Annotated in this window: 15 protein-coding genes; 8 read left to right on the top strand and 7 right to left on the bottom strand. The window is 71.7% G+C overall.

The genetic code is table 11. The features are described from left to right. Positions 1–51: 51 nt before the first annotated feature. Complete coding sequence (locus tag AB0M08_RS01590; RefSeq protein WP_364486627.1) at positions 52–2,073, bottom strand: hypothetical protein; 2,022 nt, start codon at positions 2,071–2,073, stop codon at positions 52–54. Positions 2,074–2,307: 234 nt separating this feature from the next. Beyond that, complete coding sequence (locus AB0M08_RS01585) at positions 2,308–3,084, bottom strand: deoxyribonuclease IV (RefSeq protein ID WP_364486624.1); 777 nt, start codon at positions 3,082–3,084, stop codon at positions 2,308–2,310. Between the two features lie 128 nt (positions 3,085–3,212). On the opposite strand from AB0M08_RS01585, the gene AB0M08_RS01580 reads away from it, so the two are divergent. The 5 genes from AB0M08_RS01580 to rplI all read left to right on the top strand — a co-directional run bounded on the left by AB0M08_RS01580 (position 3,213) and on the right by rplI (position 6,055). Beyond that, positions 3,213–4,073: a hypothetical protein gene (locus AB0M08_RS01580; protein WP_364486621.1), complete on the top strand. Its 861-nt coding sequence runs from the start codon at positions 3,213–3,215 to the stop codon at positions 4,071–4,073. Positions 4,074–4,367: 294 nt separating this feature from the next. Next, positions 4,368–4,658, top strand: coding sequence for a 30S ribosomal protein S6 (gene rpsF / locus AB0M08_RS01575; RefSeq protein WP_014448192.1), 291 nt, complete (start codon positions 4,368–4,370; stop codon positions 4,656–4,658). A 65-nt stretch (positions 4,659–4,723) separates the two neighbouring features. Next, positions 4,724–5,281 (top strand): single-stranded DNA-binding protein, encoded by a 558-nt coding sequence (locus tag AB0M08_RS01570; RefSeq protein ID WP_364486618.1) that lies wholly within the window; start codon positions 4,724–4,726, stop codon positions 5,279–5,281. A 70-nt stretch (positions 5,282–5,351) separates the two neighbouring features. After that, the gene (gene rpsR / locus AB0M08_RS01565) at positions 5,352–5,591 is read left to right on the top strand and encodes a 30S ribosomal protein S18 (protein ID WP_007073789.1); all 240 of its coding nucleotides are present in this window, start codon (positions 5,352–5,354) and stop codon (positions 5,589–5,591) included. 14 nt (positions 5,592–5,605) lie between these two features. Further along, complete coding sequence (gene rplI / locus AB0M08_RS01560) at positions 5,606–6,055, top strand: 50S ribosomal protein L9 (RefSeq protein WP_364486615.1); 450 nt, start codon at positions 5,606–5,608, stop codon at positions 6,053–6,055. 416 nt (positions 6,056–6,471) lie between these two features. Here the strand turns inward: rplI and AB0M08_RS01555 are convergent, their stop codons facing one another. Then, on the bottom strand, positions 6,472–10,794 hold the full coding sequence (locus AB0M08_RS01555; protein ID WP_364486612.1) for a hypothetical protein: 4,323 nt from the start codon (positions 10,792–10,794) through the stop codon (positions 6,472–6,474). A 419-nt stretch (positions 10,795–11,213) separates the two neighbouring features. Here AB0M08_RS01555 and AB0M08_RS01550 point away from each other — a divergent pair, with 419 nt between their 5' ends. After that, a complete protein-coding gene (locus tag AB0M08_RS01550) occupies positions 11,214–15,161 on the top strand; it encodes a replicative DNA helicase (protein ID WP_364486609.1) in 3,948 nt (1,315 codons plus the stop codon). 226 nt (positions 15,162–15,387) lie between these two features. Here the strand turns inward: AB0M08_RS01550 and AB0M08_RS01545 are convergent, their stop codons facing one another. From AB0M08_RS01545 to AB0M08_RS01530, 4 genes are all read right to left on the bottom strand, one after another. Beyond that, the gene (locus AB0M08_RS01545; RefSeq protein WP_364486605.1) at positions 15,388–15,732 is read right to left on the bottom strand and encodes a YbaB/EbfC family nucleoid-associated protein; all 345 of its coding nucleotides are present in this window, start codon (positions 15,730–15,732) and stop codon (positions 15,388–15,390) included. A gap of 595 nt (positions 15,733–16,327) precedes the next feature. Then, positions 16,328–16,705 (bottom strand): zf-TFIIB domain-containing protein, encoded by a 378-nt coding sequence (locus tag AB0M08_RS01540; protein ID WP_364486602.1) that lies wholly within the window; start codon positions 16,703–16,705, stop codon positions 16,328–16,330. Positions 16,706–16,728: 23 nt separating this feature from the next. Further along, on the bottom strand, positions 16,729–18,027 hold the full coding sequence (locus AB0M08_RS01535; protein ID WP_364487113.1) for a glycosyltransferase 87 family protein: 1,299 nt from the start codon (positions 18,025–18,027) through the stop codon (positions 16,729–16,731). An 80-nt stretch (positions 18,028–18,107) separates the two neighbouring features. Continuing rightward, a complete protein-coding gene (locus AB0M08_RS01530) occupies positions 18,108–20,636 on the bottom strand; it encodes a bifunctional diguanylate cyclase/phosphodiesterase (RefSeq protein WP_364486599.1) in 2,529 nt (842 codons plus the stop codon). 495 nt (positions 20,637–21,131) lie between these two features. Here AB0M08_RS01530 and moaC point away from each other — a divergent pair, with 495 nt between their 5' ends. Both moaC and AB0M08_RS01520 read left to right on the top strand, forming a co-directional pair. After that, positions 21,132–21,623, top strand: coding sequence for a cyclic pyranopterin monophosphate synthase MoaC (moaC, locus tag AB0M08_RS01525; protein ID WP_364486596.1), 492 nt, complete (start codon positions 21,132–21,134; stop codon positions 21,621–21,623). After that, entirely contained in the window at positions 21,596–22,087 is a 492-nt protein-coding gene (locus AB0M08_RS01520) for a MogA/MoaB family molybdenum cofactor biosynthesis protein (protein ID WP_364487110.1), read from the top strand. Before moaC ends, AB0M08_RS01520 begins: the two co-directional genes overlap by 28 nt. Positions 22,088–22,103: the final 16 nt, after the last annotated feature.

Raw genomic sequence — 22,103 nt, 5'->3', positions numbered from 1 at the left:
GAGACAGCGGGCCGTCCCCCTCTCGGTTCTCGAGGGGGACGGCCCGCTGTCTCAGTTCAGGTGGAAGACCACCGCGTCGGTGAGGTCCTCGCGCCGGATCCCGAGCAGGTCGACCGGGATGTCCCCGGCCCGCTCCCACGGCGTGCCCGCGACCTCGGTACGCAGCAGCAGCACCGTCCCGATCCCGACCGAGCGCAGGTACTCGATGCTGGCCGTGTCCGGGAACGAGGCCACCTTCGACCGGAGCTCGGCCTGCCGGGCCTCCGCGACCGTGCCGCCGCCGTTCGCCACCTGGGGGTAGGTGGAGGTCGACCAGAGCTGCACGACCGGGTCGGTGAGCGAGCCGGTCGGCAGGACCAGCATCGGCCCGCCCACGGTCCGCATCGCCTCCGGCTGGGTGGGCACCACCGGGTGGGCGGTCGCGCTCCAGCCCTCCAGGAGCACCAGCAGGAGAGGCACGAGCGTCGCCATCCGCAGCCACGGCCCGGGCCACGGCGGGACGCGCTGCTCGGCGAGACGCCACGCGCGCCCGACGAAGTCGTCCACCGCACCGGCGGCCAGGATCGCCAGCAGCAGCGTCACCCAGAGCATCAGGCGCCCGGAGATCCGCAGGTCGAACGAGGCCGGCAGGTGCCCGAAGAGCGGCAGGTAGGTCCAGCGGCCGCCCGCGAACGTGGTGCCCAGGGTCAGGATCACCGCGGCGGCCAGCCCGAGCAGCAGGACCAGCCGCTGCCGCAGCCGCCAGATGGAGAAGAGCAGGCCGGCCAGCGCGAGGGCGTAGAGCACGAAGCCGGGGAGCAGCGACTGCTCGGCGGCCCAGCCCAGCGAGGTGCGGGCGGTCTCGTGCGCGGAACCCCAGATCCGGGACTCGGCCGGGCCGATCAGCAGGCTGCGCACCGGCGGCGAGAAGAAGTCGGTCTCCGTGCCGCGGGTGGCCGAGTCGGGGACGCGCAGGTAGGGGATGGCGATCACCGCGCCCACCCCGGCGAAGATCAGCGCGCCGAGCACGTCGGCGGTGATCAGGCGCCACCCGAGGACCGGCTTGACCCTGGTCGTCCGGCGGGCGAACCAGCGCCGCCCGCCCGCCGAGTGCCGGGCCGGCGCCCCGCGCTCGCGCTCGCGTCGGCGCCGGCGTCGGCGGAAGCGCTTGATCGGGACCGCGATCAGCAGGAACACCAGGATTCCGGCGAGTACGTACGCGAACGGCAGCCCGAGCGAGAACCCGAGGCTCAGCTGCCAGGTCGCGAGGAGCCAGCCGAGTACCGCCCAGCCGGTGCGGCGGCGGCGCGGCCGGAAACCGTACCGCAGGGACCAGCCGTGACCGCGCGCCAGCATCGCCAGGGCCAGCGGGATCGCACCGGCCGAGACGATGTCGAGGTGGCCCTCCTGGGCAAGCCTCCAGGGCGCGTACGCGAACGCCGCCGCGGCCACCGCCGCGCCGGTGCGCCGGGCGCCGAGCTGACGTACCAGGGCGTACCCGCCGATCAGCAGCAGCGCGTGCGCGACCACGTAGAGGATGTTGTACCGCAGCACCGCCGCGTCCGGACCGTCGCCGATCATCCCGAACAGCGCGTACCCGAGCAGACTGTCGCCGTACGCCGAGCTGTCGGTGACCGGGTAGTACGCGTTCGACTGCCAGAGCAGCACCGGGTCGGTCCGCAGTACGTGCCCGAGCCAGGAGATCTGCCACGCCTGCCGGGCCGGGTCGCCCAGGTCCTGCGGGAGGGTGTGCAGCGGGTACCGCAGGGCGGGCCAGCTCATCAGCACGGCGAGCACCGCGCCGGCATACGTGACCAGGGCGTACTCGTGGATCAGCGCACGGCCGACGGCTCGCAGCCCGCGCCGGATCCGGCCGGGCTGCTGCTCGGGTGTGGTGGCGAAGGCCGTCCAGGGGTCGACCGGCACGCCCTCGGGCCGTTCGTCCGGCAGCTTCCCGGCGGCGGTCGCGGTCTCCTCAGGCTTCTTGCTGGTGGACGTATCGGACGTATCCGATGAGCTCGATGTGCCCGCCGCGGCCTTCGCCGTGGCCGAGATGTCCGTCGTGGGTTCGGCCTCGACCGGCGGACTGTCCACCTTGTCCGAAGTTCCGTCGACGGTCCGCGGCGGCTTTCGCCCGAAAAGTCGGAATCTCCGCTTCCCTGATGGGCGGGACGGCGGCGGTGCCCCGTGTCGTGGCGACTCGGGAACCGCCCGTTCCTCCACCGAGGAGCCCGCTGTCGAAGCCGACCGCGAACCGCCTGGTTCGCCGCCTGCGGGCACGGACGATTGCGACTGCTCGGTCATGACCCTCCCCCGGTCGCCGGTGCGTCAGGTGCCCGCCCGCTCCCGCAGAAGGGCGATGTCGGCGGCCTGCCCCGCCACGCCGCCCGGCGTCTCCACAATGGCGGGAGCGCCGGAGGCCCGGATCGCGGCGACCACCAACTCGGGGTCGATCTTCCCACTACCGAGGTTGTCGTGCCGGTCCTGGCCCGAGTCGAAACCACCCTTCGAGTCGTTGGCATGGATCAGGTCGATCCGTCCGGTGATCGCCTTCACCCGGTCGACGATGCCGGTCAGATCCTCGCCGCCGGCGAACGCGTGGCAGGTGTCCAGGCAGAAGCCCGCGCCGAACGAACCCACCGCGTCCCAGAGCCGGGCCAGATCGTCGAAGCGGCGGGCGCACGCGTTGTCCCCGCCGGCGGTGTTCTCGATCAGGACCGGGATCGGGAGACCGCCTTCGCTCTCCGCGTACTCGAAGGCCTTCTTCCAATTGAGGAAACCGGCACTGAGGTCCGCACCGGCGCCGACGTGGCCGCCGTGCACGATCAGGCCCTTCGCACCGATCTCGGCGGCCGCCCTGGCGTGCGCCACCAGGAGCTTGCGGCTGGGGATCCGGATCCGGTTGTTCGGTGAGGCGACGTTGATGATGTACGGCGCGTGGATGTAGATGTCGACCTCGGCGGCCCGGAGTGCGGCCGCGTCCTCCCGCGGTTGGGGCGTCTTGTACCCCTGTGGATCGGTGAGGAAGAACTGCACCGCCTCGGCGCCGCGGGCGGCGGCCTCGGCCAGCGGTTCGGCGGGATCGACGTGGGCTCCGATGCGCATGGGACGAGCCTACGACGCCGGTCCGACAGTTCTGCCGGGCGTCACCGGCCTCCCCCGCGTCTCGTTAGCCCCGTCGATCACGTTTGACCGATACCGGTCACGGCCGGTGGCGAACTGGGGGATGGGGCATGTCGCGGCGGTTCCGATGGCGGGTGGCGGCGCTGGTGGCGAGTGGGCTGATCTTCGGCGGGCCGCTGCTGACGAGCGGGACGGCCAGTGCCGACCAGTTCGAGCCGGGTGAGCGCCGGGTGAACTTCGACGGCGGCGGGGTCTTCGGGCTCTCCTGCGACTCGACGCCCGAGGTGGAGTCGCTCACCGTTCCGCCGCGCAGCGTGGTGCACATGGTCAACCGCACCGGCCGCCCGGCGCGACTGGAATTGGCCGGTACCCCACAGGGGATCATTCCGGACAACGGCACCGCCGAGGTGTTCTTCCGCCGCGGCGTCACCTCGGTCCTGCTCGACCCGGACTGCTCGGACGACGACGACGCGGTCCCGTTGATGGTCACCGCGTCCCCGTCGGCCGCCGAGGCACCCTCCGACTCCGTGCCCTCCGACCTGCTCGGCACCCCCGCACCCGCGAAATCCCTGCTCCCCGACCCGCTCGCACCACCCGTCACCCGCTCACACCGCCCACGTTCAAAACCTTCACACCCCATCAAGACCTCCTCCCGTACGCCCACCGCACCCGCCTCCTCGCCGGCGACGCCGCCGCCGAGCTCGCCCGCCGCGCGGGAGAGCCTGGCCGCCGCGGTCCCGACGACGATCCCGCCGGTCGCGGCCGCCCCGCTCTCCGGGCCGTTCTCGGTGCCGGAGGAGGGCCAGCCGCTGAGCGAGGCCACCGAGCCGGTCGCCGCCGTCGCCTCGATTCGGGAGGGCCGCCCACTCGGGATGCTCGGGATGGTCGCGGTGGTCTGCCTCCTCGGGGTGTCAACCGCCGCTATTCGGGCAATCGTGTCGCAACGTGCATCACGGGCAAATTTGGCGTAAGCTCTTCTTCGAAAGCTCCGCGGGGCGACCGCGTCCACCTCATCGGTGTGGTCGTTCCTCCCCAGGTCCCACCCAACGAACCGGACCGGACGCCCCGCGGCTCTCCCCGGCGAAGACCCCGTCCACGGACGGGGTCTTCGTTTTGGGCCAGTGGCACCCGGGTGGGTATGCTGGCTCGGTTCGCGGACTGTTCGCCGTGGGGCACTGTGTCTCCCACGGCTTTCTTCTGCGTACGACACAAGACCTCCTGCCACGGAGAGACCGTGGCCGTTTAGCCCACAGGAGGTGAATGTCTTGCGTCATTACGAACTGATGGTGATCCTCGACCCTTCGCTCGAGGAGCGCACCGTCGCACCGTCGCTCGACCAGTACCTGAACGTGATCAGGACCGCGGGTGGCTCGGTGGAGAAGCTCGACGTCTGGGGCCGCCGCCGGCTCTCGTTCGAGATCAACAAGAAGGCTGAAGGCATCTACGCGGTCGTCGACCTGCAGGCGACGCCCGAGGCCGTGGCCGAGCTGGACCGTCAGCTGCGGCTGAACGAGTCCATCCTGCGTACCAAGGTCATCCGTCCCGAGACCCGCTGAGGCGTTTTTGTCAGGGGGTCCTGAGACCCTTTGTCACAACGACCTATGCGGCGAGGAGAAGTTCAATGGCAGGCGAAACCACCATCACGGTCATCGGCAATCTGACCGATGACCCTGAGCTGCGCTTCACCCCGTCGGGTGCGGCGGTCGCCAAGTTCCGCATCGCTTCGACGCCGCGGACCTTGGACCGGCAATCGGGCGAGTGGAAAGACGGCGAGCCACTGTTCCTCGCGTGCAACATCTGGCGTGACGCCGCCGAGCACGTCGCCGAGTCGCTGCAGCGTGGCGCTCGGGTGATCGTGCAGGGCCGGCTGCGCCAGCGGTCTTACGAGACCCGCGAGGGAGAGAAGCGCACCGTCTACGAGCTCGAGGTCGACGAGATCGGCCCGTCCCTGCGCTACGCCACGGCCAAGGTGCAGAAGGCGAACCGGTCCGGCGGCGGGGGTGGCGGCTTCGGCGCCTCCGGTGGTGGCGGCAACCGGCAGCCCAGCAACGGTGGCGGCGGCGGTCGCGGTAACAGCGACTTCGACGACCCGTGGGCGACGGCTGCTCCGGCCTCCAACAGCGGCAACCGCTCCGGCGGTGGCGGCAACTCCTCGTTCGACGACGAGCCTCCCTTCTAAGCCCTCGGGCTTTCTTCGCCGCCGGGCGGTGTGCCGCCCGGCGATGATCACGATCAGGAGTTAGAGAGCAATGGCTAAGGCTGCTGCGCTTCGCAAGCCGAAGAAGAAGGTGAACCCGCTCGACAAGGACGGGATCACCTACATCGACTACAAGGACACCGCGCTGCTGCGCAAGTTCATCTCCGACCGCGGCAAGATCCGTGCCCGCCGCGTCACGGGTGTGACCTCCCAGCAGCAGCGACAGATCGCCCGCGCGGTCAAGAACGCCCGCGAGATGGCGCTCCTGCCGTACACGGCCACGGCGCGCTGAGGAGGATCACGAACATGAAGATCATCCTCACGCAGGAGGTCTCGGGCCTCGGTACCCCCGGCGACATCGTCGAGGTGAAGAACGGCTACGGCCGCAACTACCTGCTCCCGCAGGGCTTCGCGATCCTGTGGAGCAAGGGCGCCGAGAAGCAGGTCGTCGTCATCAAGCGGGCCCGTGAGGCCCGTGAGATCCGCGACCTGGGCCAGGCCACCGAGGTCAAGGGCCAGCTCTCCGGCCTCAAGGTCACCCTGAGCGCCCGTTCCGGCAACGGCGGCCGCCTCTTCGGTTCGATCACCCCGGCCGAGATCGTCGACGCGGTCAAGGCCGCCGGCGGCCCGGCCCTCGACCGTCGTCGTCTCGAGCTCCCGGGTCACATCAAGACCACGGGCTCGTACAACGTCCAGGTCAAGCTCCACCCCGAGGTGACCGCCACCTTCCCGGTGAACGTCGTCGCCGCCAAGTAACACCCAGCTCCACCTTCCAGGCGCGCCAGGCTCCGGCTTGGCGCGCCTGTGGCGTACCCGCCTATCCCCGCCGCCCGGCGCCTCGCGCCCGCCACTCGGCCACTCACGCCTCTTGCCCGCCGCCCGGCCACTCACGCCTCGCGCCCGCCACTCGGCCGCCCTCGGGCCCGCCGCCCGGCTACCCGTGCCTCGCGCCCGCCACGCGGCCGCCCTCGGGCCCGCCGCCCGGCTACCCGTGCCTCGCGCCCGCCGCCCGGCCGCCTGGTCCCGCGTCTCGGCCTCGTCTTCGTCGCTGCCGGGCGCGCTGCCGGCGGGAAATCCCCACGCCACGGTGGATGGCGGGCCGGCGTGGGGAGCTCGGTGCCGCAGCGAACCGGAACCCCACGCGTGAGGCCCGGCCGGTCCGCCGGCGGGGGTCAGCTGAGGCTGTTGCCGGTGATGGCGGAGGCGAGCACCGTGGCGAGGCCGCCGCCGACGACCGCGGCGGCCAAGCCGACGCTGGCGGCCTTCCACGCGCTGGTGGCGAAGCGGAGGCCGACCGCCACCAGGATGCTCAGGGCCAGCGAGATGCCGAACTCGGGGGCCGCGCCGGCCAGGGTCTGCAGGGCGTGCGTGCGCTGACCGCTGTTGAGCAGCAGGATGCCGAGGACGAAGAGGACGACCGGGACGCCGTACCAGACGACCGTGTAGCCGACCGCGGCGAGCGGGCCGCCGGTGGACTCCTCTTCCTCGTCGTCGTCCGGGTCGAGCAGGTCGTTGGGCTGGCCGGCGGCGGCGAGAAGTCCGGAACTGACCGGCCGGCGCTCATAGGCGCCGCTGCTCTCGAAGAGCGCGCTGCTGACACCGCGGCGCGGCGGCCAGGAGGTGTCGACCTCCTCGGGGGCCTGCTCAGGCGCGCGGACCGAAGCGGCCGCCGTAGCCGTCGCCGGGCTCGCTACGGAACCGGGAGCGGGGGCCGCCATCACCGAGGTCGCGCTCAGTGCCAGATTGTCCGTACCCCCATTGACCGCGGCTGAGCCGCTCGGCCGAAAAGGGGGGAAGTCCGAGGTGCTGAATCGTTGTGGCGTGCCGTCGGTGGGTGGAGCGCCCTGTGCCATCTCGCGGCGCCAGTCGTCGGCGCCCGGGGCGGAACGGTAGGCGCTGCCGCTGACCGGGGCGACGCCGCCGTTCATCGGGGCGGTGCCGGTCAGGTCGTTGCGCCAGTCGGCACCGTTGGCGGGTGCCGCGGCCGTGAGGTCGTTGCGCCAGTCCGCGCCAGCCGCGGGTGCCGCGGCGGTGAGATCCCCGCGCCAGTCGGCGCCGGCCGCGGGGGCGGTGCCGGTGAGGCCGCTGCGCCAGTCGGTGCCGTTCATCGGGGCACCGCCGGGGGAGGCGATGCCGCTGACCGGGCTGATGTCGGTGGAGGTGCCGGCCGGGTTGACGTTGGCCCGGTAGGCCGCGCCGGAGACCGGGCTCGCGCCGGGTGCCTGGCCCATGGCCGTACGCCAATCGGAGCCGCTCTGTCCGGGAGCGGCCATGCCACTGACCGGGGCGGCGCCGGGGCCCTGTGCCAGCTCGCGGCGCCAGTCGGAACCGCCCTGGCCGGGGGAGGCGATGCCGCTGACCGGGCCGGCGTCGGGGGAGACGCCGGAACGGTACGCCGCACCGCTGACCGGGGTGTTCCCGGGCGGGAGCGGTGCCGCGGGGGTGACGTTGGCGCGGTACGCCGAACCCGACACGGGCGCGGTGCCGCCGACGTTGGCGCGGTACGCGGCGCCGCTGACCGGGCTGGCCGTGGCGCTCGCCCGGTAGGTCCCGTTGTCCGGGCCGCCGCCGTTGCCGCGCCAGTCGTCGCCGTTCTGGGCGGAGCCGCCGCGCCAGTCGCCCTCGGGGGAGCCGCCGCTGCGGTAACCGGCCGATCCGCCGCCGCCTCCGGGGTTCCACGAACCGGTGTCGTAGCCGGCACCGCCGTACGGCGCCGCGGAACGCCAGTCGCCCTGACCGCCGCGGGCACCGCCGCCACCGCCACCACCGGGAGGCGGCGGGTCGTCGTCACGCTCGCGGCGCTGGGTCGCGTACGGATCCTGCTCGTCCTCGGGCCGGGGCCAGTCGCCCGCGGGTAACTCCCGCTGCGCGGGCGGGTAGCCGCCCGGCGAGCGCAGGTCGGTGTCGCCCCACGGGGACTCGTCGGCGGGCCGGCGGCCGTTGCCGCCGGCAGGGAGCTCACGCTGCTGGTACGCCTGCTGCTCGTACGCCTGGCGCGGGGACGGCTCCTGCTGCTCCGGACGGCGGCCGGAACCGCCGGCGGGCAGCTCACGGCGGGGCTCGGGCTGCCGCGGGGAACCTCCGGCCGGCAGCGCGCGCTGGACGCCGGTGTCGTACGCGGGACGCTCCTGCGGCTCGGCCCGGCGACCGGGCTGCTCGCCGTAGCCGCCGCGACGCGGGTCCTCCGGCTCGGGCCACTGCTGGCCACGGCCGGCGGGCAGCTCGCGGGGCGGGTTCTGGCGCGGCGGGAGCGGTCCCTGGCGCCAGCCCTCAGCCGGGTACCCCTCCTCGGGCCCGGGGCCTCCACGGCGGCCCTGACGGCCCTGCCGGGGCTCCTGCTGCGCGCGCCAGTCGTCCGCGGAGATCTGTTCGTCGCCGGGTTCGAGGGCACGGCGACGGCCACCCCCGCCGTTCGGCGCCGGGGGGTAGCCGCGCGGGGCCTCGTCCGCGTACGGGTCCTGAGCCGCCCGGGCCGGACGGTAGCCGTCGGGCTCCGGTGCACCGGAGCGCCACGAACCGGTCTCGGACGGGCTGGGCATGGCACTGCGCGGACCGGGCAGCTCGCCGTTCGACCAGCCACCGCCGCTGCCGGGCATGGGTCCGCCGGGCGCGCCGCCCATCGGGCCGGTCTCCTCGCGACGGCTCCGGCGGCCACCGGACGACTGCTGCTCCACCGGCTCGGTGGCGCCGCCCTCCTGCTTGGTCGCCTCCCGGCGCGCGGCCTCGGCCCGCCAGGCGAGCACCCGCGGGTCGTCGTCGGCGCGGCTCCACTGGCCGGTGTCCGGGTCGCGGGTCCAGTTGCTGGTGTCCGGCTCGGCGTCCCACGAGGAGGTGTCCTCGCGCCAGTTCGTCGGGTTCGCGTTGTACCGCTGCGGCTTGCGCGCCCGCCGGCCGGCGCCGTCTCGCGGCTGCTGCTCGCCGGGACCGCCGCGCTGCTGCTCGGGCACACCGCCGCCGCGGGACGGCTGCTCCATCCCACTGCGGGGCTGCTGCGCCATGCCGCCGCGGGAGGACTGGTCCATGCCGCCGCGGGGCTGCTGCTCGACCATGCCGCCGGAGGCGGCGCCGTCGTACCGGATCCGGCCACTCGCGGCGGGGGACTCCGGCTCGGCGGACCTGCCCTGGCGGCTGTCGTTCGGGTTGACCGGGCGCTGACCGGGACGGATCGGGGTGGCGCCGCCGAGGTCGCGCGACGGACCGTCGAACGACCGGCGGCCGCCCCGGGTGTCCTCGAAGCGCTGAGGATCGTCGGCGTACCGCCCGGGTGACTCGGAACGACCACCCCAGGACGGGCCGGGGGCGCCGTAACCGGGCGCGGGCGAACGCGGGACGGGCGGCATGCTGCCGGTGTCGGTGTGCCGGGCCCAGTTGTCCGAGTCCGCATCCGCACCCCAGCCGGAGCCACCCATCGGGGCGGCGTCGGGCTCGGGTGCGCGGCGGCGCCCGGGACGGGACGACCACGAGTCGGCGTCCCGGCGCCAGGCGGCCCGGTCGTCCTCGCGGACGAAGTGCCGGCCGTCGTCTCGCGGGGACTGCCAGCCGGGGCCGTCGGAGCGTTCCCAGCCGCCGACGTCGGTGGTGTTCTCGCCCGGCGTACGGCGCGCCCAGCCGCCGCTGGAGACCTGGTCGGTGGCCCAGCTGGGCTTACCCGACTCGCCCGGGGCGGGGCTGTTGGAGGCCGAGGGCGACCAGGGCTCGGCGGCCGGCGCGGAGCGCTGCCACGAGCTGGACTGCTGCTGCCACGAGGGCGGCTGCTGGGCCGGCTCCTGCTGCTGCCAGGACGGGGTCGGGCTGGACGGCTGCTGCCACGACGGGGTGCTCGAGCCGCCCCAGGTCTGCTCGACCGGGGTGGTCGCGGAGCGGCCGGTGTCGGCCGAGCGCTGCCACGACGGCGTCTCCGGCTCCTGCTGCCGCCAGGACGGGGTCGGGCTGGACGGCTGCTGCCAGGAGGGTGTGTCGGAGCCGCGCTCGGTGGACGAGGACCAGCTGCTCGACGGAGTGTCCCGGTAGCTCTCGGTGCCCGCCGCCGGGGTCGGCCAGGACGTGCCCTGGATCGCCGGGCGGCCGCCGGGGGACGCGTCGTACTCCTGCTGTTCCTGGTCGCCGTTCCACGCCTCGGTGGTGGAGCGCCAGACGTGCGATCCGGTGGACGAACGCCACTCGGTGGTCTGCCGCCAGCGGGCGCCGGTCGCGCGCCACTCCGCGGTCTGGCTGCGCCAGCCCACACCGTCCGGGGGGAAGGTGGGACGGCCGGTGGACGCGACGTCGGACCAGCGGTTGCCCGCCGGCTCGATCTCCTGCCCACCGCCGCCGGAGTACGGCTCCACCTCGCCGCTCTGCTGCGCCCAGGCGTCCGCGCGGCGCTGCCACGTGAGTGCCTCGGGGCTCGGCGCCATGCTGCCGGTGTCGGTCAGAGCGGACCAGCGGGTGCCGGATTCGTCGATCTCCGGTTCCCGGGTGGGCCAAGGGTCCGCAGCGCGCCTGTCGCGCGACATGCGGGCACCGTAGTCCCACTCCCGTTGGTCCACCTGAAAAGGGTGACGTGCCTGAGACGGAACCGCAACGCCTCACAGCGACAGCTTGCTCACCCGACTCGGTATTTCCGCTGATCCATCTGCCTTTCTGCCTTCCACAGGTCGGGCCGAGAAAAGTGCTGATGACAGCCTCCTCACAGAAGTTGTCCACATGGTGTGCACAGGCCTACCCACAGGAATGGCCGAGATGTCCACAGGTTGTCCCAAGACTCGTCCACCGAGGCAGTTGGGCAGGTGGCAGCCAGGTTCGTAGAGTGGTCCCGCCTTACGTACGGACTTTGATCGACGGGTTCTGCTGAAGTCGGACCCCGATCGGCCGAAGTGACCTACCCGGGTTGTTCGATCGTGACGGCGACAGTGCCAGTGGAGGGGGAGTCCCGGTGTCGATCACCGACGACGCGCGGCCGGAGCCCCGGCCCCCATCTCAGCCGTCCGGCGGACCCCCGGGGGGTGACGGCGGCGGCAAGAAGTCCGGCCCGCCCGGTGGCGGTGGTGGCGGTGGCGGCGGTGGTTACGACAAGGCCCCGCCGCAGGACGTCGGCGCCGAGCAGGGCGTGCTCGGCGGCATGCTGCTGTCCAAGGACGCCATCGCCGACGTGGTCGAGATCCTGAAGACCAACGACTTCTACCGCCCGGTCCACTCGACGATCTACGACATCATTCTCGATCTGTACGGTCGTGGTGAGCCCGCCGACGCCCTCACCGTCGCGGCGGCGCTGGCCGACTCCGGCGACCTGGGCCGGATCGGCGGTGTGCCGTACCTGCACACACTGATCGAGAGCGTGCCGACCGCGGCCAACGCCTCCTACTACGCCCGGATCGTCTCCGAGCGGGCGATCCTGCGCCGCCTGGTCGAGGCCGGCACCAAGATCGTGCAGCTCGGGTACGGTGCGAACGGCAACGGCGGGCGTGACGTCGACGACATCGTCGACCTCGCCCAGCAGGCGATCTACGACGTGACCGAGAAGCGGGTCAGCGAGGACTTCGCGGCCCTGGGCGACATGCTCCAGCCCACCCTCGACGAGATCGAGGCGGTCGGCGCGTCGGGCGGCGTGATGCAGGGCGTCCCGACCGGCTTCCAGGACCTGGACCGCCTGCTCAACGGCCTGCACGCCGGCCAGCTGATCATCGTGGCCGGCCGTCCCGGTCTGGGGAAGGCACTGGCGTTGGACACCCCGTTGCCGACTCCGGTGGGCTGGACGACGATGGCGAACGTCGAGGTCGGTGACCTGCTCCTCGATGCCGATGGCCGGCCGACCACGGTGACGGCGGTCAGTCCGATCATGGACGAGCGCCCCTGCTACGAGGTCGAGTTCTCGGACGGCAGTGTGATCGTGGCCGATGCGGAGCACCGATGGCTGACGCAGACCCGCAAGTCGCGGCGGTCGTCGGCCCCTGGCGAGGTCGTGACGACCGAGGAGATCTTTGCCACGTTGCGTACGGAAACGGCTGACCGCCGGCTGAATCACTCCGTGGTCAACGCCGGTGCGCTCCAGCTACCTGAGCGGGATCTCCTGATCCCGCCGTACACACTCGGCGCCTGGCTTGGCGGCGGGCATGCGGATGGGGCACGGCTGACCAGCGCCGACCCGGAGATCGCCGCCTATGTCGAGGCTGACGGTTTCGTGGTCCGCCCTTCCGGCCCGATGCTGTACACGATCCAGGTGCCGGAGCCTGAACCGTTGGATGAGCGGATCTGCGTGGCGTGCGGGTCGGCGTTCGTTCCACGGGCATCGAGTGTGTTGACCTGCGGCGGCAGTTGTGGGCGGACGAAGGCCTCGACGGTGATCCCCCGTGAGTCGCCGGCGTGCGTCAGCTGTGGCACGGTCACCGCGGCGACAGCCAACGGCGGTATCCGGTGTTCTGGCTGCCATTCCCGTTTCGGGACGGTGACAGGGCTTCTGCGTGAGGCCGGTGTGCTCGCCAACAAACACATTCCGGTTGACTACCTACGGGCCTCCGAGACCCAGCGACGTGCTCTTCTGGCCGGTCTGCTGGACACCGACGGAACCGTGACCTCGACCGGTAATGCCCAGTACTGTTCGACCTCGCAGGCACTTGCCAACGATGTTTTCGAGCTCGTCGTGAGCCTGGGGTACCGCTGCACGATCACTACCAAGGCAGTGCATGGCCGCAGGCCGGAGACCTCGACGGCGTACGTTCTGAACGTCACCACCGACGACCAGGTCTTCCGCCTGCATCGGAAAAATCTCGCGCACAAGGAGCGCCTGCGGGGCAACGGCGTTCGCACCGGTGCCAGGTTCATCGTTGACGTACGGCCCGTGGTCAGTGTTCCGGTCAAGTGTGTCTCTGTGGACAATGCCAACCACCTCTATTTGGCCGGTCGCGCCATGATCCCCACTCACAACTCCACGGTAAGTATGGATTTCGCCCGTAATGCGGCGATTCAGAGCGGCTGTGCCAGTGCGATCTTCTCGCTGGAAATGAGCAAGATCGAGATGGTGATGCGACTGCTCTCCGCCGAGGCGCGGGTGCCGTTGCACACCCTCCGGTCCGGGCAGCTCTCCGACGACGACTGGACCAAGCTGGCCCGGCGGATGGGCGAGATCAGTCAGGCCCCGATCTTCGTCGACGACACGCCCAACATGAACCTGATGGAGATCCGGGCCAAGGCGCGACGGCTCAAGCAGCGCCACAACCTGCGCCTCCTGGTGATCGACTACCTCCAGCTGATGTCCTCGCCGAAGAAGACCGAGAGCCGTCAGCAGGAGGTCTCCGAGCTCTCCCGGGGCCTGAAGCTGCTGGCCAAGGAGATCGAGTGCCCGGTCATCGCGGTGAGCCAGCTGAACCGTGGTCCCGAGCAGCGCACCGACAAGCGCCCCCAGCTCTCCGACCTGCGTGAATCCGGCTGCCTGACGGCCGCGACGCGGGTGATGCGGGCGGACGACAACAGCGAGACGACACTGGGTGAGCTGCTGGCCGGCGGCTATCGGGACATTCCGGTCTGGGCACTCAACGAGCGCCTGCAGTACACGGTCCGCACGATGACGCACGTCTTCCCCAGCGGGCACCGGCCCGTCTACCGGCTCACCCTCACGTCGGGCCGGGAGATCGAGGCGACCGCCAACCATCCGTTCCTGACCTTCGGTGGATGGAAGGCTCTGGGCGATCTCGCGGCCGGGGACCGTCTGGCCGCGCCGCGTCACGTGCCCCCGCCGTTGCTGATCCGTCCGTGGGAGGAGGCGGAGGTGGTGCTCCTGGCGCACCTTCTCGGCGACGGTTCGTTCGTTCGGCGCCAGCCGCTGCGGTACGCGAGCGGCGACGAGCTCAGCCTGACGGCGGTGGCCGAGGCCGCGAAGCACTTCGGTGTGACCGCGGTCCGCGACGAGTACCCGGCCGCCCGGGTGACCACGCTACGCCTTCCCGCGCCGTACCGGCTGGCTCGCGGGCGCCGCAATCCGATCACCGAGTGGCTCGACGGCCTCGGTCTGTTCGGGCTCCGCTCGCATGAGAAGTTCCTGCCAGAGAAACTCTTCGCGCTGCCGAAGGAGCAGGTCAAGCTCTTCCTGAAGCATCTGTGGGCGACCGACGGTTCGGTGACGGTCAACAAGGCCGGCACGGGCGGCCGCGTCTACTTCTCCTCGACGAGCCGCCGGATGCTGGAGGGCGTGTCCCGCCTTCTCCTGCGGTTCGGCATCACCGGCCGCCTCCGTGCCGTTGCGGTCAAGGAGCAGCGCCCTCAGTTCACCCTCGACGTCTCGGGCCGGGACGACCAACTTCGGTTCTTGCGGGAGATCGGCGTGTTCGGTGCCCGCGCCGAGCAGTGCGATCGGCTCCGGACGGTCCTGGAGTCGTCGCGGAGCAACACGAACGTGGACACCGTGCCGCGCGAGGTCTGGGGCGATGTCCGGCGGATCCTGGTCGACAAGGAGATGTCGCACCGAGAGTTCGCCGAGGCCATCGGCACCGAGTTCTGCGGCAGTGCCCTGTGGACGGGTGCACCGAGCCGGCAGCGTCTGGCACGCATCGCCGACGTACTCGGGAACGCCGACCTGGAGCTCCACGCCACCAACGACGTCTTCTGGGATGAGATCAAGTCGATCGAGTATGTGGGCGAGCAGGACGTCTTCGACGCCACCGTGATGGGAACCCACAACTTCATCGCGAACGGCATCGCGACGCACAACTCGATCGAGCAGGACGCCGACGTGGTGATCCTGTTGCACCGTGACGACTACTACGACAAGGAGTCACCGCGGGCGGGTGAGGCGGACTTCATCGTCGCCAAGCACCGTAACGGCCCGACCGATACGGTCACCGTCGCCGCCCAGCTGCACCTGTCCCGCTTCGTCGACATGGCCATCTGAGTTCGGCACGGCCATGTGAGTTCGACATGGCCGCCTGGGTTCGGCACGGCCATGTGAGTTCGGCACGGCCGCCTGGGTTCGGCACGGCCATGTGAGTTCGGCACGGCCATCTGGGCTGGCATGGCCCTGTGAGTGGCGACCGCCACGCCGGGCCCCCTCCGGCGGTGGCGGGACGCATCCCGGCGATCGCGTGGGCGGACGCGGCCGGGGATACGGGGGGGAGCGATCAGGCCGCCTCGTCGTCGGACGGGCGGTGGTTGGTCACCAGGTGCTCGACCTGGCGGTGCTTGCCGGCCGACGCGTTCTGCACGGTCTCGACGATGACCCGGGCCAGGGTGTCGACGTTCCACTCCCGGCAGGCCGTCTCGTCGAGCCGGAGGCCGACCAGGTCACCGTCGGCGTTCACGGTGGCGTGGACGGCCCCGTCCGGGGAGGCCGCGCTCACCTGCATGGTGGCCAGGCTCCGCTGCAGTTCGTCCACTCCGGAGCGTAGTTCCTCATATCGGCCGTAAACGTCTTCGAGGTCGTTGCGCAGCGCCTGATCCGCCACGCCATCAGCAGTTTCAGTCACGGTTCCTCCTCCGTTCGCCGTGACAGGGGCGTCGTGACAATACCCAAGATCCGCGACGTTGCGTATTCTGTCGACTTCGTAACGCAAACGTAAAAAGAGCCTTATCGAAATAGCTCGCTCTACAGTGACGGGAAGACTCCGTCTGGTGATCACTGTGCGTGAGTAGCGCCACGGATCGCCGATCCGGGTAACCGGCCGGCGAGACAGCCGACCAGCGGAAACCCGGAGCGCGCCGCCGCCGACCGGAACGGCGCCGGCGCGGGATTCCAACGCTGCGCGATCGGCCCCGGCCGGGGTCTCCCGCTCCGTCCACTCGCACGGAGCCGTCACGCCGTCCCAGTGGTCGGGCAGCCCGCCGAACCCGAGCAGACCGGGCCACGCCGACCGGCGGGGACACGCCCGCGGGAGAGACCGGGCGGGCGGCGAAGCAAGAAGGCAGCGCGGCCATCGCCACGCTGCCTTCGTATCCCGGACCGTCAGCGGTCGGTGCGAGCGGTCCGTCCGGGGTTTGCGGACGAGTCAGTCGGTGCGAACGGTCCGTCCGGGGAGGGCGGACGAGCGGCCCGGAGCACGCCGGCGTCGTCCGCGAGGACGGTCAGTCGAAGAGGTTGTGCAGGAAGCTGCGCCGGCGGTAGTGGCCGTGGTGGCGGTAGTGACCGTGATGCCCGTAGTGCACCGCCGGTGCCGGCGGATAGTGCGGTGCCGGCGTGTGGTGGACCGGCGCGCCGTAGGCCGGCGGCGGCGGGGGCGGCGGCACGTACCCGTGCTGCTGGGGGTGCTGCTGGTGCTGCTGCGGCGGAGGCGGCGCCGAGCTGCGGCTGCTGCTGTTGAAGGTGGCCTCGGCGGCGAAGAGTTTCTCCAGCTCGCCACGGTCGAGGAAGATGCCGCGGCACTCCGTGCACTGGTCGATAGTCACGCCGCTGCGCTCGTAGACCCGCATCTCACCGTGGCACTTGGGACACGTCATCTGCATCTCAATGACGGTACAAGGCGGTGTCATCCTGTGGGCTGGAAGTACCTGTGTGGTTGCTGAGGACCGGGGGTGGATGACCGGAGCGCGGGTGACCAGAGCAGCAGCGCGGCCGGGTAGAGCAGGTAACCGAACCGGGTGGTGGGCATCAGCAGGATCGCGGCGAGCAGGCCGTACCCGCAGATCAGCGCGGCGGTGGCGGCGGTCCGGGGCGGGCGGCGCAGCAGGTGGACGCCGATCGCGAGGGCGGCGCCGACCAGCAGGGCGGCGGCGAGGAGGCGGCCGCCGGGCAGGTTCTGCGCGATCAGATAGCCCGGAAAGGGTGACTGCGCGGGACTGGTGACCAGGCCGTGGCCGAGCGGGAAGCGCAGCACGTTCTCGATCAGCGCGTCGGCGTTCACCAGTAGGGGCGGCAGCAGCGCCAGCACCGGCAGGCCCAGTGCGAACGGCAGGTAGCGGCGGCCCCTCCCGGAGACCACGGCCAGCACCGCCAGGACGGCCACCACCGGGAAGGCGAAGAGCTTGGCCGAGGCCGCGACGCCGACCGCCACGCCCGACCAGCCGAAACGCCCGATCGCGGCGAGGGTCAGGGCGAGCAGGCAGAGCGCCAGCACCGGGATGTCGTCCCCGCCGGTCGCCAGCGTCAGCGCGGTCACCGGCAGCACGGTCGCCGCCTGCAGCGCCCGCACGACGGCCGGGGACGGCGTGACCCCACCCGCCGGGACGCCGGAACGCGAGGACCACGCCAGCAGTGCCCGTACCGAGAAAAGCAGTGTGAAGAGAGTGGTGAGAGCGAACCAGACCCGAGCATCCGTCCAGAAATGATCACCGGCGAGCGCCCGCGGCAGGCCGAAGACCGCCATACCGGGCTGGTAGGGGCGGTAGCCCGTCAGCCGGTCGTCGAGAGGCAGTGCGGCGATCTCCGCACGGCTCAGATAGGGCGTTCCGGTCTCCAGCAGCGACCGGCCCATCTCCTCGACGACCAGGACCTCCTCCTGTGCCCGGTCGGTGCGCCCGGCGGCACGCTGCACCGCCTCGACGTTCAGGGGAAGAGCCGCGACCGAGGCCCAGGTCAGCCAGGTCAGCGCGAGGCGAGCTCGGTCCCTGGTCAGTGGGCTTTCCGGTACGCCGAATCGCCGCACCATCATCTGACCGAAAACCACCGCCGCCGCGAGGAGGTAGCCCGCTCCCGCGATCGTCCCCCACGCCCGATGCGGCAGGAGGGTCGACGTCCCCGCCGTGACCAGCGCGAAGACCGCCGAGACCAGATACAGCCCGAGATCCGCAGCCAGCCCACCCGCCGCCCGGTCGACCCGCCGCAGCAGCCGGACGGCCGGGCCGCCGGTGGGGGGAGAGCCGGCCTGGTCAGCCGCGGTGGAGGCGGGGGTGGAGTCGGCCGCGTTCGTCACGCGGGCAAGTGTGGCAGAGGCGGTCGTCCCGCCCCGGCGGCCCGGCGTGCCGGCATCCGGACGACGGACCCCACCTCGTGCAGGGCCGTGGCCAGCACACCCGGCCGGCCCCCGGATCCGCGCTGCAGGGTGCTGAGCAGGCGTACCGCGGAGTGCGGCCGGGCGAAGAGGTGCCCCTGCCCGGCGACGCAGCCCAGCTCCCAGAGCGCCCGGCGCTGCGGCTCGCTCTCCACGCCCTCGGCGACCACCGTGAGATGAAGGTTCCGGGCGAGGTCGACGGTGGTGCGGACCACGGCGGCCGCCTCCGCCGAGGTCTCCACCGCGGCGACGAACTCCCGGTCGATCTTGAGTTGGTGCACCGGGATGCGGGAGAGCACCGAGAGCGACGAGACGCCGGTGCCGAAGTCGTCGATCGCCAGCCGGACGCCGGCGTTGCGCAGCTCGGCCAGGGTGCGCTCGACGACGTCGACCTGACTGATGGTGAGCGTCTCGGTGAGCTCCAGCACCAGCCGGTGCGCGGGCACGCCGTGCTGCTCCAGCCGGGCCAGCACGGCGCGCGGGAAACCCGGGTCGAGCAGGCTGCGCGGCGACACGTTGACCGCGACCGGTAGGTCGAACCCGCCCTCACGCCAGGCCTGCATGGCCCGCAGCGACTGCTCCAGCACCGCGTCGACGAAGGCCGGCAGCTGACCGGAGCGCTCCACCGACTCCAGGAACCGCATCGGGTCGACGCTGCCCTGCTCGGGGTGGTGCCAGCGGGTCAGCGCCTCGGCCGAGACGACCTCGCCGCTGCCCAGGTCGACGATCGGCTGGAAGTCGACGGTGAACTCGTGCTCGCTGACCGCGCGGCGCAGCTCGCCGGGGAGCAGCAGCCGCTCGACGTCCGCGGTGTCCCGCGCGTGCGCGTAGAGCATGGTCGGCTCGCCGGCGCGTTTCGCCTGGTACATGGCGATGTCGGCGCGGCGCATCAGCTCCTCGACGCTGCCGGTGCCGGCGGCCAGGGCGATCCCGCCGGCCGCCTCGACGGTGAGCGTCATCCCCTCGACCTCGATGCCGGGCTCCAGCGCGCCGAGCATGCCGGCCGCCCGGTGCCCGGCCAGCGCCGGGGTGGGCAGGCCGGTGAGCAGCACCGCGAACTCGTCGCCGCCGAGCCGGGCGACCAGGTCGCCGGGGGTGGCGGCCTTGCTCAGCCGCCGGGCCACCTCGCGGAGCACGTCGTCGCCGGCGGCGTGGCCGAGCGTGTCGTTGACCTCCTTGAAGTGGTTGAGGTCGATCAGCAGCAGCGCGACCAAGCCGTCGCTGCCCGCGTCGGAGCAGAGCGCGGTGGCCCGGTCGTAGAGGCGGCGCCGGTTGGCCAGCCCGGTGAGCGGGTCGTGCGCGGCGGCGTACGCGTTCTCCTCGGCGATCCGCGCGAGTTCCGCGTACGCCAGGGCGTTCCGGATCGCGGTGCAGACGGCCGACGCGAAGGTCCGGAGTTTGTACTGCTCCACCTCGGTGAGCTTGACCGCGCCGCCGAACCGTAGCCGGAGCAGCCCGACCCGGACCCCGCCGTCGTGCGCGACGAGGTCCACAGTGGTCTCGTCCGGCGGCATCGGTGCCGCGATCAGCCGCCCGTCGAAGAGGATCCGCTTCTCGGTGGCCCGCACCGTGCGCCCGGCGTTCGCCGCGTGCAGGTCGATGGCGGCCTCGACGGCGGAGAAGATCTGCGCGGCGCGGGTCGCCGCGGAGTGCAGCACCTGGGTGAGGTCGACGGCGTTGAGCTCGTCGGTGGCCTTGGCCAGGCGCTGCCACGACTCGCGCTCCTCACGGGTCCTGGCGCTGCGGGACTGCCACAGGTGCATGCAAGCCACAACGAGCGGGGCGACGAGCAGAAGTAGCACGTTCGCGTCGGTGGAGAGCACCCAGAGGACCAGCAGGCTGGCGGCGAGCTGGCCGAGGAAGCCGATGACCTTGCCGATCCAGTGCCGCCGGGCCGCCTGCATGATGCTGGTCCGGGTGTCGGTGGCCAGCACCGGCAGGAAGGCCATCTGGTCGACGAGGGTGAAGACGGCGAGCGCCGCGACCACCGTGATCGCCGGGACGTCGGGGTCGGTGAGGACCGGTTCGACCCCGGAGACGAGGAAGACCGCGGCGGCGGCGGCACTCGTCAGGGCCGCCTTGCCCGCGGCGAACGCGGTCTTCAGGGTCCCGGCGCGGGCCCAGATCTTGAGCCCGGTGATCGCGGTGATCGAGCAGAGCAGCACCCAGGGGGCCGGCACCAGGGCCAGGCCGACCAGTACCGGGATCTCGTCCCAGGCGAGACTGTCCAGGCTGGACCGGACGCGGACCGAGATGCGGAGCCGGTAGGCCGCGATCATCGCGAGGCAGAGCACCGTCAGCACGATGACGGGCGGCGCGGGCTCGGGGTGGCGGTGTGCCCACCCGATCCAGGCGGCGGACGCGCCGACCCCCAACACGACGACGAGACCGATGAGCAGCCGTAGCTGCCGATCGGTCGCGTCGTCGTTGGTGCCGGTCTCAGGCATGGTGTCCTTGTCGCCGAACGCAACTGAGCCGTCGCTCAGGGTTCAAGGCTATTCATCTGCGCCGTTTCGCGCATCCCTGTCTTTTTTAGCCCCAGTCACTGCTACCGCGCATGGCGATTTCTCCTCATCCTCCGCGCTTGTGGGTTTCGCCCGATCGCTCGGGTCGTTCCACTAACGACGTTGTGCATCAGTGCGTCGCGACAGGACGGAACGTTAGGCGCGGATCGGCCCGATTTCCAGTAGATCGTGTCGTTATGCGCATAATGCGGAAAGGCACCGGAAGTCAGTTACCGACAGTTTCCGAATGGCAACTGAAAGCAATGGAAATGATTGTTTCGATTTCTATTTTCATTGCCACCGGATCGACCGCCGGATCAGCCACCGGACCGGCCCTGAGCAGTGGCGGGACTGTACGAAGCCGGTGTGGACAAAGTGTGAAGCCAATCGGGCCCACATGCGAACGCGCTACCCCCAAAGGCTCTATAAGCTCCCGGTATGCCCGAGGAAACACACCTCACACATGTCGACGAGACGGGCGCGGCCCGCATGGTTGACGTTTCCGCCAAGGCGGTGAGTGACAGGCGTGCGATCGCCGCCGGAGTGGTGCGCACCACCCCCGAGGTGATCGCCCTGTTGCACGCCGACGAACTGCCGAAAGGCGACGCGCTGGCGGTCGCCCGGCTCGCCGGGATCATGGGTGCCAAGCGCACCCCGGACCTGATCCCGCTCTGTCACCCGATCGGCCTGCACGGCGTCCGGGTCGAGCTGGAGCTGACCGGGAGCACCGTGGAGATCACCGCGACCACCAAGACCGCGGACCGGACCGGCGTCGAGATGGAGGCCCTCACCGCGGTCGCCACCGCCGGCCTCGCGATGGTCGACATGATCAAGGCGGTGGACCCGGCGGCCAGCATCGAGGCGGTCCGGGTGCTGCGCAAGGAGGGCGGCAAGACCGGTCTCTGGGTACGCCCGGCGGACCGCCCGTGAGGGCCCGGGTGATCGTCGCCTCGAACCGCGCCGCGGCCGGGGTCTACGCCGACACCAGTGGCCCCCGCCTGGTCGCCGGCCTCCGCGAACTGGGCTGCGAGGTGGGCGACCCGGTCGTGGTCCCGGACGGCGACCCGGTGGCCGTGGCCCTGCGCGCCGCGGTCGCCGACGGCGTGGACGTGGTCCTGACCAGCGGCGGCACCGGCGTCACCCCGACCGACCGGACGCCGGAGGCCACCCGCGGGCTGCTCGACTTCGAGATCCCGGGCATCGCCGAGGCGATCCGCGCGTACAGCCGGGACCGGGTGCCGGCGGCGGCCCTCTCCCGAGGGCTGGCCGGGGTCGCCGGGCGCACCCTGATCGTCAATCTGCCCGGGTCCACCGGCGGGGCGAAGGACGGGCTGGCCGTGCTGGGCCCCCTGCTCGCCCACACGGTCGACCAGATCCGGGGCGGCGACCACTGATGGCTAGGCTCGACAA

Source organism: Actinoplanes sp. NPDC051851 (assembly GCF_040681165.1).
Lineage (GTDB): Bacteria > Actinomycetota > Actinomycetes > Mycobacteriales > Micromonosporaceae > Actinoplanes.
This window is presented reverse-complemented; position numbering and strand designations above follow the sequence as displayed.

What these genes read in the sequence shown, in the direction of transcription:
- moaC (WP_364486596.1), top strand. Translation starts at nt 21,132, where the DNA reads ATGCCCGAGGAAACACACCTCACACATGTCGACGAGACGGGCGCGGCC.
- AB0M08_RS01530 (WP_364486599.1), bottom strand. Translation starts at nt 20,636, where the DNA reads ATGCCTGAGACCGGCACCAACGACGACGCGACCGATCGGCAGCTACGG.
- AB0M08_RS01540 (WP_364486602.1), bottom strand. Translation starts at nt 16,705, where the DNA reads ATGCAGATGACGTGTCCCAAGTGCCACGGTGAGATGCGGGTCTACGAG.
- rpsR (WP_007073789.1), top strand. Translation starts at nt 5,352, where the DNA reads ATGGCTAAGGCTGCTGCGCTTCGCAAGCCGAAGAAGAAGGTGAACCCG.
- rplI (WP_364486615.1), top strand. Translation starts at nt 5,606, where the DNA reads ATGAAGATCATCCTCACGCAGGAGGTCTCGGGCCTCGGTACCCCCGGC.
- AB0M08_RS01570 (WP_364486618.1), top strand. Translation starts at nt 4,724, where the DNA reads ATGGCAGGCGAAACCACCATCACGGTCATCGGCAATCTGACCGATGAC.
- AB0M08_RS01580 (WP_364486621.1), top strand. Translation starts at nt 3,213, where the DNA reads ATGTCGCGGCGGTTCCGATGGCGGGTGGCGGCGCTGGTGGCGAGTGGG.
- AB0M08_RS01555 (WP_364486612.1), bottom strand. Translation starts at nt 10,794, where the DNA reads ATGTCGCGCGACAGGCGCGCTGCGGACCCTTGGCCCACCCGGGAACCG.
- AB0M08_RS01585 (WP_364486624.1), bottom strand. Translation starts at nt 3,084, where the DNA reads ATGCGCATCGGAGCCCACGTCGATCCCGCCGAACCGCTGGCCGAGGCC.